The following is a 16,322-nucleotide window of genomic DNA, read 5'->3' as shown; positions in this document are numbered from 1 at the left end:
GTACAAAGATAAAGGCTGATCCATGCCCGGTACTTTTTTTGCGGTTAACGCCGTTTTTGTGCAGGTGAATGCAGGCAGCTACCGGTTTTTCTGCCCCGGTGCCGGTTCCCGCTACAGCCGTAAGCTAATATTTGCCTAACTTGCAATACAATTCAAAAATATGTCCAGCAAAACGCAATTAGTACAACTGTTAAGCAAACGCATTGCCATCATAGACGGGGCAATGGGTACCATGATCCAGCGTTACAAGCTCCAGGAGGCCGACTACCGGGGCGAGCGCTTCCACGACTGGCATTGTGATGTAAAGGGGAATAACGACCTGCTTTCCATTACCAATCCCGGTATCATTAAGGCGATCCACCGCGAATACCTCGATGCCGGCGCCGACATTATCGAGACCAATACCTTCAGCGCACAGGTCATCTCTATGGCCGATTACGACATGCAGGAAATCTCCTACGAGATGAATGTAGCCTCGGCGCAGGTGGCCAAACAGGCCGTAACCGAATACCTGGCCGATAACCCCGGCTCGGGGCCTAAATTCGTAGCCGGCGCCATAGGGCCCATGAATAAAACCCTGTCGCTGTCGCCCGATGTAAACAACCCGGGCTACCGGGCGGTTACCTTCGACGAGGTAGCCAACGCCTATTTCGACCAGATCCGCGGACTGGCAGAAGGCGGCGTGGATATCCTGCTGGTGGAAACCATATTCGATACCCTCAATGCCAAGGCTGCCCTGTTTGCCATACAGCGCTACTTCGACGAATACCAGACCGAATTGCCGGTCATGATCTCCGGTACTATTACCGATGCTTCGGGCCGTACCCTGAGCGGGCAAACCCTGGAGGCTTTTTATATCTCCGTTGCACATGCCCAACCGGTAAGCATTGGTCTTAACTGTGCCCTGGGCGGTGCGCAAATGCGTCCGCACGTAGAGGAACTGAGCCAGATCGCTGCCTGCCATGTAAGCGCTTATCCCAATGCCGGTCTGCCCAATGCCATGGGCGAATACGATGAAACGCCGGAAGAAACGGCGGCGATCATCGCCGATTTCGCCCGCAATGGCTGGATCAATGTTGTGGGCGGTTGCTGCGGTACTACTCCCGATCATATCCGTGCCATCGCAACGGCGGTAAAGGAAATTGCCCCGAGGGCGTTGCCGGCACTGGCCGCTACGCTGTAGCGCTTCCATACTTCAATAAAGTAAAGACCATAAAAAAAGCAGATCCCAGGGGATCTGCTTTTTGCTTGTTACTGCCGGAGGTTAAGCGCCTGGCTTGTTCTGGCGGTTTTTGTTATTGTTGTTGTTACGGTTTTTATTGTTGTTATTCCCGTTGTTTTTATTGTTGTTGTTATTATTATTGCCGTTGCGGGCCTGGTTGTTATTGTTGCCTTTGAAATTGTTGTTACGCGCATTGGCGTTCTTCTTGTGCACACCACCGTTATTGCCGTTTCCGTTGCCCTGGCCCGGCTGTCCCTGGCGGTTGTTGTCGAAGCGTACTTTAATACCGCCTGCGGTATAGTTCAGCTCGCCTTTGGTAATCTCGGAAAGCTCTTCCTTGATCATATCGTCATGTACAGGCTCGCGGTGCCAGTTGGTATAGGCCAGCTTCATGTAGTACGCGATCGAATGCGTAAAGCCACGGCGTTTTTCCTCGTCGGTCTCGGCCAGGGCCTTGTCGATTACGGCGCCCAGGTTTTTGCCCAGGTGGCGGTTTTTACGGTGTACCTTGGGATAAGGGATCGGGTCAGGTTTGCGGAACAGTTTTTCCTTCGTCGGTAAAGGATAGGGCGATGCCACATCGATATCGAAGTCCGCGATCAGGAACAGGTGGTCCCAGAGCTTATGCCTGAAGTCTTCTACGTTTTTGAGGTGCGGGTTCAGCACGCCCATCAGCTCGATAATAGAGCGGGCATTGCGCTGCCTTATTTCAGGATCTTCGATCGTACGCACATAGTCGACCATCTGCTGGATATTACGCCCGTATTCAGGCATGATCAGCTTACTTCGGTTGGTATTATATTCCATTAAAAAGCAAAAAGTATGATTGGTATTCCCGGCTTGTCAATTCCTGTTGGCAGGGATGAGTGTAATACAGGAAGGGATCGTTAAACGGGTATTCGCTTGTCTGTACATTGCAAATATAGCATAAAATGGATAAATCCAAATATTTGTGGCGCGGGGCGGGGCAATGTGATTTTCCCGGAAAATGGTTTACTTGCAATAAAATTATCTTCATGAACCTGAACCAGGCACTGATCAATGAGCTGCAGCTCGAAGCCGCAAGTACCCGTAAAATGCTGGCACAGGTGCCGGCCGCCCATTTCGACTGGAAACCCCACGAAAAATCGATGACCCTGAAAAGACTGGCGACCCATGTGGCCGAACTGGCGGGCTGGGCCGAGTTTGTGGTGGACCGGGACGAGCTGGATTTTGCCGCGGGTGTTTTTCCGAAAACACCGGTAGACAGTACCGAAGACCTGCTGAAGCTGCACGAAACGGCCGTGCTGCGCTCCATTAAAGCCCTGCAGGGCGCTACCGACGAGGTATTGATCCAACCCTGGACCCTGCGTAATAATGGTGTCATGCTTTTTCAATTGCCCAAAGTGGCGGTGCTGAGGGGCATGTGTTACAACCATACTTACCACCATCGTGGCCAGCTCAGCGTATTCCTGCGTATGCTGGATATACCGGTGCCGGGTATGTACGGGCCCAGTGCCGACGGCCTGTAAGCCTTGTCTCTTGGGCTTATTGAGCCTTTGGCATTATATTCCCGGCTGGTGCAAACAAATGACCGGCCGCCCGGGTTAACTACCAGGTGCACTTTATAATAGCTATACCTATTTACCGTAAAATATATACGGCAAGAGGGAGTGATTACTTACCTTGTGTAAAAAAGAAAACAATATGTCTTACCCATATCAGATCAGATCGCGAGCCCAGTATGATGCGGAATATCAAAAAAGTGTTACAGATCCCGAAGGCTTCTGGGCCGGTGTGGCCGGTAATTTTTTGTGGCGTAAACGTTGGGATAAGGTACTGGAATGGAATTTTAAAGAGCCCAAGATAGAATGGTTCAAGGGTGCGAAACTGAATATTACGGAAAACTGCCTGGACCGCCACCTCGGCAACTGGGGCGACAAGCCGGCCATTATCTGGGAGCCCAACGATCCCGAAGAGCATCACCGGGTATTGTCGTACCGCGAATTGCATTTTAAAGTAGTACAGTTTGCCAATGCGCTTAAAAATAATGGCGTGAAGAAAGGCGACCGGGTTTGCATCTATATGGGTATGGTGCCCGAACTGGCCATCGCTACCCTGGCCTGTGCACGCATCGGCGCCATACATTCCGTAATCTTCGGCGGCTTTAGTGCACAGAGTATTGCCGACCGGCTGCAGGATGCGCATGCCGAATATATCGTTACCGGCGACGGCGCCTTTCGCGGCAATAAAGACATACCGCTCAAAAGCGTTATCGACGACGCCCTGGTGCAATGCCCCTTCGTAAAACGGGTGATCGTACTGACCCGCACCCATACGCCGGTGAGCATGATCAAAGGGCGTGATGTATGGTGGGAAGACGAGATCAAGAAAGTAGAAACCATGGGTAATCCCGACTGTCCTGCCGAAGAAATGGATGCCGAAGATCCCCTGTTTATCCTCTACACCTCGGGCTCTACCGGTAAACCCAAAGGCGTAGTCCATACCTGTGGCGGTTATATGGTTTACACCACATACACTTTCGTCAATGTATTCCAGTACGAGCAGGGCGATGTGTTTTTCTGTACCGCGGATATCGGCTGGATTACCGGGCATAGCTATATCGTATACGGACCCCTGTCGGCCGGCGCCACCACGCTTATTTTCGAAGGTATACCCACCTACCCCGATGCAGGCCGCTTCTGGGACGTGGTGCAAAAGCATAAGGTAAATGTGCTGTACACCGCCCCCACCGCTATTCGTAGCCTGATGAGCTTCGGTACCGAACTGATAGCACAATACGATCTGAGTACGCTGAAGACGCTGGGCTCGGTGGGAGAACCCATCAACGAGGAGGCCTGGCATTGGTACGACGAAAATATAGGCAAAGGCCGGTGCCCGATCGTAGATACCTGGTGGCAAACAGAAACCGGTGGCATTATGATCTCCAGCCTGGCCGGCATTACGCCATCCAAGCCTTCGTATGCTACCCTGCCCCTGCCCGGTGTACAGCTGATGCTGGTCGATGAGCAGGGCAACGAAGCACAGCCCGCTGCCAACGAACAGGGCGCCATGATCACATCGGGCAACCTCTGTATTAAATTCCCCTGGCCGGGTATGCTCCGTACTACCTACGGCGATCATGAACGTTGCCGCACCAATTACTTCGCTACTTACGAAAATCAATATTTTACCGGCGACGGTTCCTTCCGCGACGAAGAAGGCAATTACCGGATTACCGGGCGTGTGGACGATGTGCTGAATGTAAGCGGCCACCGCATTGGTACCGCCGAGGTAGAGAATGCGATCAATATGCATGCCGGTGTGGTAGAAAGCGCTGTAGTAGGTTATCCGCACCCGATCAAAGGACAGGGCGTGTACGCCTTTGTGATCCACGAAGATCCGCATCATGGCGATGAAGACCTTACCCGTAAAGACATCCTGCAAACGGTAACCCGGCTGATCGGGGCTATTGCCAAACCGGATAAGATCCAGTTTGTAAAAGGCCTGCCCAAAACCAGGAGTGGTAAGATCATGCGCCGCATCCTGCGCAAGATAGCCGAAGGCGAGCTGGATCATATCGGCGATACCTCTACCCTGCTCGATCCGGGTGTGGTGGACGCTATTAAAGCAGGACGCTTGTAATCGTTGTTGTAAGAAACTTGTTGCAAATAAATGATAAAGGCAGGCCCCGGGCCTGCCTTTATCATAGGTATAATAACTGTTGGGATAATGTTATAAAACTGCTATCGTCGTATCGCAGGGCAATATTACAACGCCCTACAGCGTTTGCAGGCCAGGGTACACACCCCTGGCTGCTGCGGCATCCATACTGCATTGCAGGCCTGTTATCCCGGTATTAACGAATTCTAAAATTTCTTACTGGCCGGATTAAACATAATGGGGCGTACCTTTGTCCAAGCAAAGAATAATAGCATTGTTATGAAGAAATACCTGAACTTACTCATCCTGGCAGGTGCATCGCTCCCCTTTTCCGCTGATGCCCAAAATGAAATAGACGCACTGCGTTACGGGCAGTTATCCTCGGGGGCTACGGCCCGTTCGCTGGGGCTGGGCGGTACCGGGGGCTCTGTCGGTGGCGACTTTTCTTCGCTGAGCATTAACCCAGCAGGTATCGGCGTATACCGTAATTCAGAAGTCATGATCACGCCCTCCTTCCGCTTCAATAAAATGACCGGCACCTACCTCCGCAGCGAATCGCAGGACGATAAAAATAAAGTAGGTCTGAATAACTTCGGTGTCGTATTTACTACCGCCGCCCGCGGCGACCGGTATAGTAAAAGCGACTGGAAGGCTTTCTCTTTTGGTGTCGGTTTTAACCGGCTGGCGGATTTTAACTCGCGCGGTACTTACTCCGGGCTTAACAGCGAAAGTTCGATTACAGAAGGGTTCCGTGCCCTGGCCATCAATGGCGGTACCAGCGATAACGGGCAGAACCCGCCTTATGGTTTCCTGGCTTTCCAGACCTATGTACTTACCGACAACCTGAATTCGATTCCTTACGAAAATATTATCAAGAACGGGGGCAAGCTGCAACAGACCAAAACCTGGCAGTCGTCGGGTGGTGTCAACGAGTTTACGTTGAGCCTGGGTGGTAACTACCGGGAAAAATTGCTGTTGGGTGCAACCGTAGGGATCACTTCGTACAAATATGACCGCACTACCCGGTATTCGGAAGACGATGCCACCGGTAATACCAACAATGATTTTAAATTTTTGGACCTCAACGAGCAGCTCTCCACAACCGGTATCGGGGTAAACCTGAAGCTGGGCGCGATTTACGTGGTGAATGACATCTTAAGGATCGGCGCCGCGGTGCATACGCCTACCTGGGCGGCCTATTCAGATGCCGCGGATTACAGCATGAAGGCCAATACCGAGAATTATACCAGCAACGGACCCGAGATAACCGCCCGTCCGCAGAATACGTACCAGTTCGATTACAGCCTGCGTACGCCCTGGCGCGGTTTGCTGAGCGCAGCCGTGTTTATGGGTAAATATGGCTTTATCACCGCCGACTATGAGTATGTAGCCTATAATTCCATGCGTTATAATTTCCGCGAAAGCAGTTTTGCCGACTATGAGCGCGATGTAAACAATGCGATTAAAGACACGTATAAAGGCGGCCATATCTTCAGGGTAGGTGTAGAAGGCAAGGCCAGTAACTTTATGGGCCGCCTGGGCTTTGCTTATCATACCAACCCCTACCAGTTGTCGGATAAATTCCAGGGCGATCGTATGGACCTCTCTGCCGGTGTGGGTGCACGGTTCGGCGGTTTCTTCATGGACCTGGCCTATGTGCACATGATCCAGAAATCGAGCGAGTTTGGTTACCCCGTAATTGTCAAAGACGTACCTGTAGGTATTGCCGATCTCAAATACGGCAACAACCTGGTGGCGCTTACGCTGGGCTTTAAATTCTAATCAGTATATCCTGTATAGAAAATGCCGCACAGCAACTGTGCGGCATTTTTATGTTCAGCGCTATCGCTTTTGCGATGCGTGTTTTTATTCCGTAACGATCTGTGCCAGGTGTATGCAGATCTCGGTCGCTTTTTCCATATCCTGTACGCTTACGTATTCCTGTTTGGAATGGATACCCATTTCGCCGGTAAAGATATTGGGACAGGGCAGGCCCATAAACGACAGTCTGGAGCCGTCTGTGCCGCCGCGTATGCTGATGCGTTCGGGCTGCAGGCCGGTACGGCGGTAAGCCTCTTCGGCATAGTTCATCACTTCGGGGCGATGGTCCAGGATCTCTTTCATGTTACGGTATTGCTCTTTAACCACAAACTCGTAACGTGCGCCCGGGAATTGGGCTACAGCATCCTTCAGCAAGGCTTCCAGCCTGCTTTCATGCTCCTGCAGCATCGCCGTTTCGAAGTCGCGGATAATAAAGTCGATCTTGGTCAGCTCTGCACCGCCTTCGATATGTACGGGATGTACGAAACCCTGTTTACCATTGGTGGTCTCAGGGCTCCATTCGTTTTTGGGCATCAGGTCGAGAAATGCTGCTGCAACTTTGGTAGCATTCACCAGTTTATTCTTCGCATAACCGGGATGCGCGCTTACGCCGTGAATGACAACATGTACGCCATCGGCACTGAAGTTCTCGCCTTCCAGGTGATTGCGTTCGCCGCCGTCGAGGGTATAACCGATATCGGCGCCCAGTTTGTCCATATCCACGGCATTTACGCCGCGGCCTATCTCTTCGTCGGGTGTAAACAGGATGCGTATTTTACCATGGAGCACTTCGGGGTGTTCCATCAGGTATTGTGCCGCATCCATAATTACGGCCACGCCGGCCTTATCGTCGGCGCCCAGCAGGGTAAGCCCCGATGCGGTAATGATATCGTCGCCGATCCTTTGTTTGAGGTAGGGGTGGTTGGTTGTGGAAATAACAATGCTGTTGTCGTCGGGCAGGACGATATCCTTGCCGTCGTAATTTTTATGCAGGATCGGTTTTACGCCGGTGCCGCTGCTGTCGGGCGAGGTGTCTACGTGGGCACAGAAGCAGAGTACGGGTGCTTTTTTGTCGGTCGTAGCCGGGATGGTGGCATATACATAGCCATGTTCATCCAGTTCGGCATCGGTAATGCCGATTGCTTTAAGATCTTCAACGAGTATGCGGCTCAGGTCCTTTTGCTTTTCGGTAGAAGGCTGTGTGCCGGAATAGGGGTCGCTTTGCGTATCTACCTGTACATAACGCATCAGGCGTTCCGCTACGGAGTGTTTATAATCTGAATTTGTCATTGTCGTGTCGTATTGCCGGCAAAGGTAGGGCTTTGCCTCGTGGGTAATGGTTTCCGGTTTTATTTAACCGCTGCGGCCTGCGCGGTATAAAAAGGCTGGCGGGCTGTAGCGGCGAATTCATTCCAGATCTCGGTTACGATATCCGCTGCGGGCTTGATCGTGTTGATCAAACCGCTTACCTGGCCTATCTCCAGCTCGCCTTGTTCCAGGTCGCCTTCGAACATGCCCTTTTTGGCCCTGGCCCTGCCCAGCAAGGCCGTCAGCTCTTCGGGACTGGCGCCGCGCAGTTCGGCTTCCTGCACCTCGTTATAGAAGTGATTCTTGATCAGGCGCACGGGCGTAAGCCGTTTCAGGGACAACATGGTATCGCCTTCGCCGGCCTGTACGATAGCATCTTTAAAGTTTTGATGACTCGAGGCTTCGGGACTGCATACAAAGCGGCTGCCGATCTGTACGCCTTCGGCGCCGAGGGCCATAGCGGCGTACATGGCGCGGCCCGTGCCTATGCCGCCTGCCGCGATCAGGGGTATCTCTACCGCCTGGCGTACCTGCGGTATCAGGCATAGGGTCGTGGTCTCTTCACGCCCGTTGTGCCCGCCGGCTTCAAAGCCTTCAGCCACTACGGCGTCTACACCGGCATCCTGGCTTTTAAGGGCAAACTTTGCGCTCGATACCACGTGTACTACTTTAATGCCTTCTGCTTTTAAGGTAGCTGTCCAGGTTTTAGGGTTACCGGCCGAGGTAAAGACAACCGGTACTCTTTCTGCAATAATATGTTTGATATGCTGGTCGATATCGGGGTAAAGCAAGGGCAGGTTTACGCCAAAAGTCTTGCCTGTGGCGGCTTTGCATTTGCGGATATGCTCCAGCAGCGTATCGGGGTACATGCTGCCCGCGCCGATAAGGCCCAGGCCGCCGGCGTTACTTACGGCTGAGGCCAGGCGCCAGCCCGAGGCCCAGATCATGCCTGCCTGTACCAGCGGGTATTGTATTTGGAAAAGGTCGGTAACGCGGTTGGAAAACGAAGCTTGATTTTCTGTAAAGGACATAATGGTAGCCGCTGATTTTTAAAATAAATGATGGGAGATGCAGGACCCTTGTGCTGTTTAGCCGAGGTCGATGTCCGTATTGTCTCCTATATTGAGGCTCTGGCTCATACCGTGTACATAGGCGTCGCTGCCGATGATGGACGATTTCAGTACCACCTCGTCAAGCTCGGCAAAGCTGCCGATAATGCTGTTGCGGATAATGGAAGAGCGGATGGTCGTATTCTCCCCGATCGATACCGAAGGCCCGATGATGGAGTGTGCGATCTTACAGCCGCTGGCGATATTAACCGGTGGTATAATTACCGTATCGGGAAATTCGGGTACGGTATAACCTGCCTGTTCGCTGAGGGATTTGAGCAATATGGCATTGGTCTCCAGTATGGTTTCTTTCTTGCCGCAGTCAAACCAGTTGTTGACTTTGAAGCCCTTGAATTTAACGCCTTTTTCGATCATCGTCTGCAAGGCATGGGTAAGGTGGTATTCGCCGTCTTCGTCGGCACGGTCGTGCAGGTAGGTATCGAGGGCATCGAACAGGGCCGGGGTCTCTTTTATTTTGTAGACGCCCACCATGGCCATATTGGATTTAGGGATCAGGGGTTTTTCTACCACGCGCAGCACATTGTCCTGGTCGTCGATCTCGGCTACGCCAAAGCCACGGGGATCGTCTACACGGCGCAACCCGATCTGGGATACTTCGCTTTGCAGGGTGGTCTGGATATCGAAATCACAGATCGTGTCGCCGAATACGATCAGCACTTCGTCGTTGTTCACCACGTCCTTGGTCAGCCATATGGCATGCCCGGTACCGCGGCGGTCATTTTGGGTAACGAAAGTGCATTTCAGGTCCGGGTAGGTTTTGGCCACATAGTCCTGGATCTTGTCGCCCAGGTAGCCGATAATGAAGATAAACTCTTCAATACCCTTGTCCAGCAAGGCATCTACAATTACACTCAGGATAGTTTTACCCGCCATGGGCATCAGGGCCTTGGGCTGGGTATACGTGTGGGGTCTCAGTTTTGTGCCGGCTCCGGCTACAGGAATAATGACTTTCATAAGGGAAGCGTGAAAGTACAAATTTTCGGGCAGAGCCGACGGAATTACGGAGGAAATAAAATAATAATATCATATTAGATAAACCTTGTAGGTACCTTGGCGACCGGTATAAAATGGATATCCCCGCAAGGTATATAACACCGGCGGGGATATTACCGGCCAGGGCCGGTTAGGGTTAGATAAGGGGCTAGTTCACAGACTGTTTCTGCTCTGGCGGGTTAGAGGTGATCAGGATAACGCCGCCTTTAGCTTCGTCGCCATAGAGCGCCAGTGCATCGGCGCCCTTCAGTATGGTAACGCTTTTGAGGGTTTTCGGGTCGATCTGCTTCATCTCATCGTACGATATTCTCGCGCCATCGAACACTACTACCGGGCGGTCTTTGGCGAGCATGGCATCTAATGCGGCACCTTCCTGGCTTACTACCGGGGGCGGGGTTTGCACGGTGGCAGCGCTTACCGGTGCTGCGGCTGCAGCCGGTGCTACGCGTTGTATGGTCACCTCGCCGTGGTTGGTCCTGGTGCTGAAGGTGGCTTCTTTAGGCGCAGCAGCAGGTTGGGCATTGGCTTTTGCCTGCCTTTCTTGGGTTACGGTTTGTTGTTCGGTTGCCGGTTGATCTTTAACCGAGACTTTCTTCTGTTGGGCCATGGATATCCCAAAACTGCACACCAGTGTAAGTGCGAGGGGTATTACTGCCATATAACGGGTCAGTTGGATCGGGCTGGATCGCTTTTTGTTCATCATGATGATTCTTGTTTTGATATGAGAAAAATTAAAATTGTTGGCAAATGCTACCGATGGCCCGTCCTGGCTGATGCGGAGCAGGCTGTATTGGTAAGCTTTGGGCGCTGCGCCTTCCTGGAGTACGGCGTGGTCGGCAATAAATTCCAGGTTTTGTTTCATGGCTTTCAGCAGGAGCCAGGCTATGGGGTTAAACCAGCAAAAAGCCCTGGCGATGGCGGCTACCAGGATGTCGATACTATGCCATTGGCGCACATGTACCTGCTCGTGGGCAATGACCAGATTGAGCTCGGTAGCTGAATGCTGGCCGGGGTGGAGGAAGATGCTCCGGAAAAAGGAAAACGGGTTACCCGGTTCTGGTAATTGCCTGAGCGATAAACCCTGTAATTCGATACGCCGCGACCGTTTGTAGAGGCGGGCTATAGAGAGTAACTGGAACACGACTCCAAAACCCATAAAAACAAGACCCGATAAGAAGAGCCATTGTACGATACTGCTATAGTCGTAGGTTGCGGGCATACTGACGGGGAGGCGATCCAGGCTGGTACCCACCAGGATGGCCGGCGCGGGGCTTGCAGGCGCTTCCAGCCTGATCCGGATCAGGGGCATGATGCCGCTCAATACGAGGCTGCCCAGGAAAAACGCCCGGTTGAGCTGGTAAAAAGTAAGCTTGCGCAACAGCACATAATACAGCAGGTAACACAGCGCCAGGGTGATATTGACTTTGAGTAGTATAATGATTAACGGCATAACAAAGGCTTGGGCTTAACGGTTAAGGTTGCTTTTCTATGAGTTTGATGATCTCCTGTAATTCTTCTGGACTTATCTTTTTGTCTTTCGCAAAAAATGCGACCATGTCTTTATAAGAGTTGGCGAAGTAATGCCGGACCACATCGGATAGATTGGTGCGGTTATAGTCTTCCTGGGCTATAGCCGGCACGTAATAATAACTGTTGGCTTGCTTCGAACTGCTGAGATACCCTTTCTTCTCCAGGTTCTTAACGGTAGAAGCGATGGTGGTATAAGGCACATCGGTGTCCATATGTGCCATAAAATCGCGGATAAAACCGCCTTTTGTTTGCCAGGCCGCCAGCATGACTTCCTCTTCGGCGGCAGATAATTTTTCCATTGGTAATGGTTTGAAATACAAATCTACGAAACTTTCGTAATTCTACGAATTTTTCGTAGAATTATTTTTTATGGGATATATTTCCTCAAAAATATGTTTTGCGGTAACGTTTGCACACTCGAAGTCAAATCCCTACTTTTGCAGCATTCTTTTTGAAAAATGATCTTATGGCTATAGTAGATTTAGTAATGCCCAAAATGGGTGAAAGTATAATGGAAGCTACCGTCTTAAAGTGGCATAAACAAGTTGGCGACGTCGTTAAAATGGACGAAACCGTATTGGAGATCGCTACGGATAAGGTGGATAGCGAAGTCCCTTCTACTGCCGCCGGAACCATTACTGAAATTTTATTCAAGGAAAATGACGTTGTGCCCGTTGGTACCGTTATTGCCCGTATCGATAGCGCAGCGGCCACTGCTTCGGCTCCGGCTCCTGCAGCACAACCGGCTGCCGCGCAACCCGCAGCCCAGCCGCAACCTGTAGCCGCAGCTCCTGCTGCTGCCGGTACTACCGGGGGCAACCGTTTCTACTCCCCGCTCGTGCTCAATATCGCTTCCAAGGAAGGTATCGGTATGGCTGAGCTGGAAAACATACCCGGCACCGGTAACGAAGGCCGCGTAACCAAAAAGGATATCCTGAATTACGTAGCCAACAGGGGTGCTGCCCCGGCTCCGCAGGCTGCACAACCTGCCGCTGCCCCTCAGGCCGCCCCGGCGCCTACAGCTGCCGTAACCCATGTGCCCCAGGCCTCCGGCAATTATGGCAATAACGTAGAGATCGTAGAGATGGACCGTATGCGCAAGCTGATCGCCGACCATATGGTACGCAGCAAGGCTACTTCGCCGCACGTTACCAGCTTTACCGAAGCCGATGTGACCAACCTGGTTAAGTGGCGCGATAAAAGCAAGAAAGCATTCGAAACCAAGAACGGTGAAAAGATCACCTTTACCCCGATCTTTATCGAAGCAATCGTAAAATGTATCAAGAAGTTCCCGATGATCAACTGCAGCCTCGATGGCGACAAGATCATCATCAAGAAAGATATCAATATCGGTATGGCCGCGGCCCTGCCCAGCGGTAACCTGATCGTACCGGTAATTAAAAACGCCGATACCAAAAACCTGCTCGGACTGACCAAAGATGTGAACTACCTGGCCAACGCCGCCCGCTCCAGCAAGCTGAAAGCAGACGAAACGCAGGGCGGTACCTTTACCCTTACCAATGTGGGTACCTTCGGCAGCCTGATGGGCACACCGATCATCAACCAGCCGCAGGTGGCGATCCTGGCGGTGGGCAGCATCAAGAAGCGTCCTATGGTACTCGAAACCAAAGACGGCGACGTAATTGCCATCCGCCATATGATGTACCTGTCGCTCAGCTACGACCACCGTATCGTAGACGGCTCGCTTGGCGCCAGCTTCCTTACTGCTGTGGCCAACGAACTGGAGGCTTTCGACGGTAACCGCGAGATCTAATCTAAGATAACCGGATATAAAAAATAAAGGGGAGCCATGCGCTCCCCTTTATTTTTTTGTGATTTTGACCCCCTTAGCTGGTATGATCGATTACGATCAGCCATTGTCCGCCAATGTGCTCGAACAGCAGGCTGAAGTGGCCCCCTACATCGCCGATACTGCGTTGCAGGTGCCATTTCCCGATCACTTCCACATACCGGTCCGATAACTGTTTTACGCTGATGAGGGTAAATTCGAGCTTTCCCATCGTGGCAGTATCGGGGTATCCTTTTTTGTAATTATTAAGCGTATTGGTCCAGCCGTAGGTAACCCCGTTCTTACCCACGAACATGAGCGAGTCGCTGCGCCAGTAGCCGGCCATAAAAGCTTCTATATTGCCGGTGTTCCAGGCGGCACTTTGTTGTGCCAATACCCGGCGTACGGCCTGCTCGTCGCCGTTTCCAGCCCGGCACAACATAGGCGCCAGGAGTAAAAAAAGAACCAGGGATCTGAATGGATGCATAAGTGTTTCGTTTGTTCAAATATACGGCCTGCCTGCGGGGCAGCAAAAAGGGGTGTAAGAATACACCCCCATTTTATGAAAACTACTACTACATAGCTTCAGACGTAAAAAACTTTGTTCCTTAACGGTCTCCGTTGTCCGTGGTGTCTTTATTGTCGGTATCCTTAAACCGCTCATCCTGGTCCACCGGGCCATCTTTGCCCATTTTGTAATAATTGTCGTCGTCCCAGCTGGGATAATTGTTGGCCTCATAGCGGAACTTGCCTCTTTTTACGACAAAGGAGCGGTCGGTATAGTAGTTGTCGACCAGGTCTTCTGTTCTGAACACCTTGCCCTCCGGTACCTGCAGCTCAACCCGCATTTTCTGGCCGCGGAAAGGATGTCCTTTCGGCAGGGTGAAATCTTTGGGCAGGTAGAGTACATTGCCTTCCTGTTTGTAGATAAACTGGAGCGGTTCGGCCAGCAATTGCGCCCTGCGCGAGTTTTTTCCGTAAGCACTTTTCTGCACTTCCAGGTGATAGAGGCTATCGGGGCTTTTGCGGATGCGTAAACTCAGGTTGCTGATGGCAATCGTGGTATCGTCGCGGAAACGGATACCCTCTGTTTCATGGTCCCAGCCCATTTCTTCCCCGTCTACTTCCCCGCCGTCGTCCATAATCATCTGGCGGATGGTAAGGGTGTCGTTGGTGGGTTGTGCCAGGCTTAAAGGATAGGTTTTACGGTAGCTGGTCTTGAAGTCGCGGCCTATGGAGCTGGCCACCCAGAATACACCGAATACACCGGCACTGAACAGGATGCCTGCGATCGCATTGTAGAGTTTGCTCGTTTTCTTTTTACGGCCGGTTACCAGTCTTACCAGTAACCTGATGATCGTAATAAAAGGCAGTACAAGCGCCAGCACTACGGAGATCCAGAGTACCCATTTCTGGGTTTCGCTTTCTGTAATCAGACCGCTGAGCGGGAATAGGAATGCGGAGGTGGTAGCCAGGCCGAAGAAGGTGGCGATCACCGCTACGATAATACCGGCCAGGGCCAGCAGGATAATGCCCAATATAAAGAACACGAAGATCTTGATCAGCAGGGAAAAGGCGCTGCGCAGTCCGGAACGCCTTACCGGTACTATACCCTCTTCGTTTGATTTCATGGCCTGGCTCAGGCTCTGTACGTCTACGGTACCACCGCGCATCTCCAGTTTTTCCGCAACGGTAGTGGCCTCCGGTAAGGAGGCCCAAAGAATGATGTACAGTAAAACCAGGGTGGGCAGGCCGCCTACGAGTACCGGGAAGAAAAAGATCCCGTTATCCAGTATGCCGAAGAATATAATGCCTAAAAGCGGGGCTGCAAATACAACCCTCGGAATAATGGGATCGATATTGGCATAGGCCGCGATACCGGAGCAAACGCCTCCCACCACTTTCTGGCGTGGATTGCGGTAGAGCCTTCTCTTGGGCAGGTTAGGCTCTTCTTCGGCCAGGGGCAACAGGGCCCAGAGAATGAGGTAAACGATAAGACCGGTGCCCCAGGCAAGCGTAATCAGCACCAGCGCTACCCTTACGATCGACGGATCGATATTGAAATAGCTGGCCAGGCCGCCGCATACGCCGCCCACCATTTGTTCCTTTTTGCTGCGGAAGAGATGACGCTGGCGGGTACGTCCGGCAGATGCCTGGTGGTCATTACCGGCTTTGCGCTGTTCGCTTTTGGGTTGCGCTTCTTCGGCGGTTTCGTTTTCGATCTGCTCGGGGCTGCCCATAATGGTAATCATCTCGCTGATATCGGCGGCGGTAATACAGGGGCTGTTTTTTTTCAGTTTATCCTGGAAAAGTTCGCCGATACGGTCTTCCATATCCTGCAGGATCTCGTCGCCGCCTTCCTCGCGGGAAAAGAAGGCTTTGAGCCGGTTCAGGTAATCGCGGAGCAGGTCGTAGGCCGATTCGTCGATAGGGATCAGTCTTCCTGCCAGGTTTATATTGATTATCTTGTTCATTGTTTTAGAATTAAGCTTGTGAGTAGTAGCAATCCAGGGTATTTAGCTGCCCGGGCGTGCCTGGGTAAGCTGGTTTACTGCATCGGCGAGTTGTTTCCAGGTACTTTCCAGTTCCAGGTAAAACGCTGCGCCCTTTTCGGTAAGGCTAAAGTATTTGCGGGGTGGTCCCGAAGCACTTTCTTCCCAGCGATAGCTGAGTAATTCTGCATTTTTCAGCCGGGTCAGTAGTGGGTAAAGTGTTCCTTCCAGGATGCTCAGTCCGGCATTTTTCATCTGTTCGATAATTTCGGATGGATAAACCTCCGATTGCCGGATAATGGAAAGAATACAAAACTCCAATACACCTTTCCGCATCTGCGACTGTGTGTTCTCTGTATTCATTGCTGATAATTTACGTTAAGACCTAGGCTTGT

General features: G+C 51.9%; 14 protein-coding genes. 5 read left to right on the top strand and 9 right to left on the bottom strand.

All coding sequences use genetic code 11. From position 1 onward, the window contains the following. Positions 1-160: 160 nt before the first annotated feature. Positions 161-1,183, top strand: a complete 1,023-nt coding sequence (locus B0I18_RS01105; protein WP_106520807.1) for a homocysteine S-methyltransferase family protein — start codon at positions 161-163, stop codon at positions 1,181-1,183. 81 nt (positions 1,184-1,264) lie between these two features. Here B0I18_RS01105 and B0I18_RS01100 read toward each other — a convergent pair whose 3' ends face one another. Further along, positions 1,265-2,029 carry a DUF4290 domain-containing protein gene (locus tag B0I18_RS01100; RefSeq protein WP_106520806.1) on the bottom strand — a complete coding sequence of 255 codons (765 nt, stop codon included), beginning with the start codon at positions 2,027-2,029 and terminating at the stop codon, positions 1,265-1,267. A gap of 209 nt (positions 2,030-2,238) precedes the next feature. Here B0I18_RS01100 and B0I18_RS01095 point away from each other — a divergent pair, with 209 nt between their 5' ends. The 3 genes from B0I18_RS01095 (at position 2,239) to B0I18_RS01085 (ending at position 6,646) form a co-directional block, all read left to right on the top strand. Continuing rightward, positions 2,239-2,733: a DinB family protein gene (locus B0I18_RS01095; RefSeq protein WP_181358286.1), complete on the top strand. Its 495-nt coding sequence runs from the start codon at positions 2,239-2,241 to the stop codon at positions 2,731-2,733. 175 nt (positions 2,734-2,908) lie between these two features. Beyond that, positions 2,909-4,846: an acetate--CoA ligase gene (gene acs / locus B0I18_RS01090; protein WP_106520804.1), complete on the top strand. Its 1,938-nt coding sequence runs from the start codon at positions 2,909-2,911 to the stop codon at positions 4,844-4,846. Between the two features lie 297 nt (positions 4,847-5,143). After that, positions 5,144-6,646, top strand: coding sequence for a hypothetical protein (locus B0I18_RS01085; RefSeq protein ID WP_146146623.1), 1,503 nt, complete (start codon positions 5,144-5,146; stop codon positions 6,644-6,646). Positions 6,647-6,730: 84 nt separating this feature from the next. Here B0I18_RS01085 and pepT read toward each other — a convergent pair whose 3' ends face one another. The 5 genes from pepT to B0I18_RS01060 form a co-directional block, all read right to left on the bottom strand. Continuing rightward, positions 6,731-7,975 (bottom strand): peptidase T, encoded by a 1,245-nt coding sequence (gene pepT, locus B0I18_RS01080; RefSeq protein WP_106520802.1) that lies wholly within the window; start codon positions 7,973-7,975, stop codon positions 6,731-6,733. A gap of 59 nt (positions 7,976-8,034) precedes the next feature. Beyond that, positions 8,035-9,024, bottom strand: coding sequence for an NAD(P)H-dependent flavin oxidoreductase (locus B0I18_RS01075; protein ID WP_106520801.1), 990 nt, complete (start codon positions 9,022-9,024; stop codon positions 8,035-8,037). A gap of 57 nt (positions 9,025-9,081) precedes the next feature. Next, the gene (locus B0I18_RS01070; protein WP_106520800.1) at positions 9,082-10,077 is read right to left on the bottom strand and encodes a sugar phosphate nucleotidyltransferase; all 996 of its coding nucleotides are present in this window, start codon (positions 10,075-10,077) and stop codon (positions 9,082-9,084) included. A 187-nt stretch (positions 10,078-10,264) separates the two neighbouring features. Further along, positions 10,265-11,566, bottom strand: a complete 1,302-nt coding sequence (locus tag B0I18_RS01065) for a M56 family metallopeptidase (protein WP_106520799.1) — start codon at positions 11,564-11,566, stop codon at positions 10,265-10,267. Between the two features lie 22 nt (positions 11,567-11,588). Further along, positions 11,589-11,945: a BlaI/MecI/CopY family transcriptional regulator gene (locus tag B0I18_RS01060; RefSeq protein WP_106520798.1), complete on the bottom strand. Its 357-nt coding sequence runs from the start codon at positions 11,943-11,945 to the stop codon at positions 11,589-11,591. Between the two features lie 167 nt (positions 11,946-12,112). Between B0I18_RS01060 and B0I18_RS01055 the strand changes: the two genes are divergently transcribed. After that, positions 12,113-13,420, top strand: coding sequence for a dihydrolipoamide acetyltransferase family protein (locus B0I18_RS01055; RefSeq protein ID WP_106520797.1), 1,308 nt, complete (start codon positions 12,113-12,115; stop codon positions 13,418-13,420). A gap of 73 nt (positions 13,421-13,493) precedes the next feature. On the opposite strand, the gene B0I18_RS01050 is transcribed toward B0I18_RS01055, so the two are convergent. From B0I18_RS01050 to B0I18_RS01040, 3 genes are all read right to left on the bottom strand, one after another. Continuing rightward, on the bottom strand, positions 13,494-13,922 hold the full coding sequence (locus B0I18_RS01050; RefSeq protein ID WP_106520796.1) for a YybH family protein: 429 nt from the start codon (positions 13,920-13,922) through the stop codon (positions 13,494-13,496). A 121-nt stretch (positions 13,923-14,043) separates the two neighbouring features. After that, positions 14,044-15,909 carry a PspC domain-containing protein gene (locus B0I18_RS01045; protein ID WP_106520795.1) on the bottom strand — a complete coding sequence of 622 codons (1,866 nt, stop codon included), beginning with the start codon at positions 15,907-15,909 and terminating at the stop codon, positions 14,044-14,046. Positions 15,910-15,951: 42 nt separating this feature from the next. Continuing rightward, positions 15,952-16,290 carry a PadR family transcriptional regulator gene (locus B0I18_RS01040; RefSeq protein WP_106520794.1) on the bottom strand — a complete coding sequence of 113 codons (339 nt, stop codon included), beginning with the start codon at positions 16,288-16,290 and terminating at the stop codon, positions 15,952-15,954. Positions 16,291-16,322: the final 32 nt, after the last annotated feature.

The sequence above is a fragment of the Taibaiella chishuiensis genome, from assembly GCF_003014535.1.
GTDB lineage: Bacteria > Bacteroidota > Bacteroidia > Chitinophagales > Chitinophagaceae > Taibaiella > Taibaiella chishuiensis.
The sequence above is the reverse complement of the archived record's forward strand: the minus strand, read 5'-3'. Positions and strand labels throughout refer to the sequence as shown.

Coding starts and splice junctions, on each gene's coding strand:
- acs (WP_106520804.1), top strand. CDS start 2,909: ATGTCTTACCCATATCAGATCAGATCGCGAGCCCAGTATGATGCGGAA.
- B0I18_RS01085 (WP_146146623.1), top strand. CDS start 5,144: ATGAAGAAATACCTGAACTTACTCATCCTGGCAGGTGCATCGCTCCCC.
- B0I18_RS01065 (WP_106520799.1), bottom strand. CDS start 11,566: ATGCCGTTAATCATTATACTACTCAAAGTCAATATCACCCTGGCGCTG.
- B0I18_RS01045 (WP_106520795.1), bottom strand. CDS start 15,909: ATGAACAAGATAATCAATATAAACCTGGCAGGAAGACTGATCCCTATC.
- B0I18_RS01075 (WP_106520801.1), bottom strand. CDS start 9,024: ATGTCCTTTACAGAAAATCAAGCTTCGTTTTCCAACCGCGTTACCGAC.
- pepT (WP_106520802.1), bottom strand. CDS start 7,975: ATGACAAATTCAGATTATAAACACTCCGTAGCGGAACGCCTGATGCGT.
- B0I18_RS01050 (WP_106520796.1), bottom strand. CDS start 13,922: ATGCATCCATTCAGATCCCTGGTTCTTTTTTTACTCCTGGCGCCTATG.
- B0I18_RS01105 (WP_106520807.1), top strand. CDS start 161: ATGTCCAGCAAAACGCAATTAGTACAACTGTTAAGCAAACGCATTGCC.
- B0I18_RS01040 (WP_106520794.1), bottom strand. CDS start 16,290: ATGAATACAGAGAACACACAGTCGCAGATGCGGAAAGGTGTATTGGAG.
- B0I18_RS01100 (WP_106520806.1), bottom strand. CDS start 2,029: ATGGAATATAATACCAACCGAAGTAAGCTGATCATGCCTGAATACGGG.
- B0I18_RS01060 (WP_106520798.1), bottom strand. CDS start 11,945: ATGGAAAAATTATCTGCCGCCGAAGAGGAAGTCATGCTGGCGGCCTGG.
- B0I18_RS01095 (WP_181358286.1), top strand. CDS start 2,239: ATGAACCTGAACCAGGCACTGATCAATGAGCTGCAGCTCGAAGCCGCA.
- B0I18_RS01070 (WP_106520800.1), bottom strand. CDS start 10,077: ATGAAAGTCATTATTCCTGTAGCCGGAGCCGGCACAAAACTGAGACCC.
- B0I18_RS01055 (WP_106520797.1), top strand. CDS start 12,113: ATGGCTATAGTAGATTTAGTAATGCCCAAAATGGGTGAAAGTATAATG.